3 protein-coding genes are annotated in these 2,557 nt (G+C 52.8%); 1 reads left to right on the top strand and 2 read right to left on the bottom strand.

Translation table 11 applies throughout. The features are described from left to right. Positions 1-1,056: ABC-F family ATP-binding cassette domain-containing protein (locus tag VB081_RS10775; RefSeq protein WP_323400818.1), on the bottom strand; the 1,056-nt coding region annotated here is incomplete at its 3' end. Between the two features lie 76 nt (positions 1,057-1,132). On the opposite strand from VB081_RS10775, the gene VB081_RS10780 reads away from it, so the two are divergent. After that, positions 1,133-2,188 carry an FkbM family methyltransferase gene (locus VB081_RS10780; RefSeq protein ID WP_323400819.1) on the top strand — a complete coding sequence of 352 codons (1,056 nt, stop codon included), beginning with the start codon at positions 1,133-1,135 and terminating at the stop codon, positions 2,186-2,188. 72 nt (positions 2,189-2,260) lie between these two features. Here VB081_RS10780 and VB081_RS10785 read toward each other — a convergent pair. Then, the coding region (locus VB081_RS10785; protein WP_323400820.1) for an ABC transporter permease at positions 2,261-2,557 on the bottom strand (297 nt) is incomplete at its 5' end.

The raw sequence follows: 2,557 nt of genomic DNA on the forward strand, positions 1-2,557 counted from the left end.
GCCTAAGAAGACGATCTTGTCCTCGCGTCCCACGGTGAAGCTGATATCATTTAATACCTTTTCGCCGTCGATCGTTTTGCTGAGGTGCTCCACAGTCAGTACCTCTTTGCCGATCTCGCGGTCGGGCGTGAAGCCCACGAACGGATAGCGGCGGGAGGAGGCGGGCATTTCCTCGAACTCAAGCTTTTCGAGAAGCTTTTTACGCGAGGTCGCCTGCCTGGATTTGGATTTGTTGGCGGAGAAGCGCTGGATGAATGCCTGCAGCTCCTTTGCCTTTTCTTCGCTCTTTTTATTCTGGTCGCGCGTCATTCTCTGGATCAGCTGGCTTGATTCGTACCAGAACTCGTAGTTGCCCACGTACATTTTGATTTTGCTATAATCGATGTCCACCATGTGCGTACATACCGTATTGAGAAAATGACGGTCGTGCGACACGATGATGAGCGTACCTTCGTAGTCCATCAGAAAATCCTCCAGCCAGTGTACGCTCGACACGTCCAGATGGTTGGTAGGCTCGTCAAGTAAGATGATATCCGGCTGACCGAACAGCGCCTGTGCAAGCAGCACTTTGATCTTCTCGTTATCAGGCAGGGAGGACATTTGCTGATAGAGAATGTCTTCGCTAAGGCCGAGCCCCTGGATCAGCTTGGAAGCGTCTGATTCTGCCTCCCAGCCGTTGAGCTCTGCAAATTCGCCTTCCAGCTCGCCCGCGCGGATGCCGTCTTCCTCTGGAAAATCAGGTTTTGCATAAAGCGCGTCCTTTTCTTTTGTGATCTCCGCCAAGCGCGGATTGCCCATCATGATAGTTTCGAGCACCGTATATTCGTCAAATGCAAAGTGATCCTGCTTTAAGACCGACATACGCGTATTTTCCTGAATATGCACATCACCTGTCGTGGATTCTAGATCGCCCGAGAGGATGCGCAGAAACGTCGATTTTCCGGCGCCGTTCGCGCCGATGATGCCATAGCAGTTTCCCGGTGTGAATTTGAGGTTCACCCCTGAAAACAGGTTTGTTCCGCTAAAATTAAGGCTTAAATTTGTTACTGTTATCATTTTTTACTCCATTACCGTTTTTTGACCAAGTCCGTTTATTATACCACAAAACAACGGTATATGCTAAAATAATACTATGATGGAATTTTTAGAACAGGTTTCGCTGTGGGAGCACCTGAATGAGACGAAAAAGCCTATTGTGCTGTACGGCATGGGCGACGGCGCAGACAAGATACTGGACGAGCTTGGGCGGCGCGGCATTGCCGCTGCGGGGGTGTTTGCGAGCGACGAATTTTGCCGTGGGCAGCGATTTCGCGGGTTCGAAGTGACAACCTATGCACAGGCAAAGGAACGTTTTGGCGATATGATCGTGCTGGTCGCGTTCGGCACGCAACTGCCGGAGGTGATGCAGCGCATCAAGGACATTGCGGCAGTGCAGGAAACATACGCGCCGGACGTGCCGGTGGTCGGCGGGGGAGAAGCGTTTGATACAGCCTATGTAAAAAAATATGCGCAGGAGATGCAAGCCGCGTACAGGATGCTTGAAGACGACCTCTCCCGGCGGACATTTATGGATATGCTGCACTATAAGGTAAGCGGAAAGCTTGACGATCTGTTTGATTGTGAAAGCAGCGCCGGGGAAGTGTACCGCGATATCCTGCGGCTCAGTGACCAGGAAACATACGTGGACGCGGGCGCATACACAGGGGACACGATCGCGGAATTTATGCAATACGCAGGTGGGTATAGGCAGATCGTCGCCATCGAGCCGGACGAGAAAAATTTCCGCAGGCTGGAAAAATCAACCGAGGGACTTGGAAATAGAATGCTTTGCAACTGTGCGGCATATGATGAGGACACATACATTCGTTTTGACACGCGCGGCGGGCGCAATTCGGCCGTGGGCGCGCAGGGAAAGACAATATGTGCACAGCGCATTGACAGTATACTCGGCGGGCAAGAGGTAACGTACATCAAGCTGGATGTAGAAGGGCAGGAGGCTGCCGCGCTGCGCGGGGCAAAAGAGACGATACAAAAATACCGTCCCAAGATGCTCGTATCTGCGTATCACAGAAACGACGACATGTTCCGTCTCCCGCTGCTGGTGCGGGAGATGCGCGACGATTATAAGGTGTACCTGCGGCATTTTCCGTATATTCCCGCATGGGACACAAACTACTATTTTGTATGAAAAGCCGGATGATTGAGCTGGTGGCATAAAACAAGGACTGTCCGCCGTATTTGGAAGACAGTCCTTGTTTTTTTATTCTGTCCTGAGTGCGTCGATGGGAGCCATCTTGGCCGCTTTATTGGCGGGATTGATGCCGAAGATCACCCCGATGGCCATCGAGAAGGCCACGGCAAGCAGCGTGATGCTGCCGGACATGGTATAGGCTGTATCAAGCGCGAACGACAGGATGGTGAGCAAGCCCCATGAAGCGGCGACCCCAATGAGCCCCCCGAGGGTGCTTACCACCAGCGCTTCGATCAGGAATTGCAGCAGGATGCGCTTGCGCCCTGCGCCGATCGCCTTACGGATGCCGATCTCCCGCGTGCGCTC

Origin of the sequence: Christensenella sp. (assembly GCF_034927525.1) — a bacterium.
Taxonomy (GTDB): Bacteria; Bacillota; Clostridia; order Christensenellales; family Christensenellaceae; genus Christensenella.